Consider the following 815-nt stretch of genomic DNA (forward strand, 5'->3'; position numbering starts at 1 on the left):
GCCATGAATGTTGGAGATAGCAGTTGATGGCTTCTTTAGGCGTTTGGTCAAATCAGCGATTCGTTCCAACACGATCGAGATGGGGATTTTCACCTGTTTTAACCAAAATAAGTCATTGTTCATGCCGTTCATCTGATTATAAATAAACCGACTAGCGTCACTGTTACGCTTGATCAGTCGCTTTTGTTCAGTTGAAGGAAAGACCCTAACCTTAACTCCATAATGATAAGGTAGTTGCGCCATTGTTTTCGTCATAAACTGCCACCTCCTTTTGCTTGATAGTAAGCATACCATATGAGTACACTACATTCATAACAAAACGTATTATAATAATATTTATGGAGGAAACATATGAGTAAGAATGCTGGAGGAATGATTCACGAACGAGGTTATGTTTACAATTTTCATTTTCACTTGGTTTGGGTCACCAAATACCGGCATGAAGTATTTACAACGCCAAAGTTAGTTACCGAAATGACGGATATTCTAATGAAGATAGCCCGACTGAACGAAGTGGCCATTGAGCAGATGGAGGTAATGCCAGACCATGTGCACTTACTGCTAAGCTTTAAGCCTAAGTACGCGCCAACCAATGTTGCCAAAGCCTTCAAGGGTGGCTCGGCGCGATTATTCTTTGAATTGCATCCCGAGATAAAGGCACATCAGTTCTGGGGTGGACATCTTTGGTCACCTAGTTACTTCATGAGTACTCTTGGTGATATGAGCAGGAAAACCGTAGAAAACTACATTGCTAGTCAACGAAAGGTCTAGTGGCATTCATCCCTTGTTTGAAAGCAAGGGAATTCTGCCTAATT

The 815-nt window shown here is 41.3% G+C and carries 2 protein-coding genes; one reads left to right on the forward strand and one right to left on the reverse strand.

All coding sequences use genetic code 11. The annotated features are described in order from the left end of the window. Positions 1–255, reverse strand: a 255-nt coding sequence (locus tag FC99_RS14275; RefSeq protein ID WP_235805922.1) for a helix-turn-helix domain-containing protein, incomplete at its 3' end; no start/stop codon positions are given. Positions 256–351: 96 nt separating this feature from the next. Here FC99_RS14275 and tnpA point away from each other — a divergent pair. Next, positions 352–771, forward strand: a complete 420-nt coding sequence (tnpA, locus tag FC99_RS11895) for an IS200/IS605 family transposase (protein WP_048735266.1) — start codon at positions 352–354, stop codon at positions 769–771. The last annotated feature ends 44 nt before the right edge of the window (positions 772–815 follow it).

Source organism: Levilactobacillus koreensis JCM 16448 (assembly GCF_001435525.1).
GTDB lineage: Bacteria > Bacillota > Bacilli > Lactobacillales > Lactobacillaceae > Levilactobacillus > Levilactobacillus koreensis.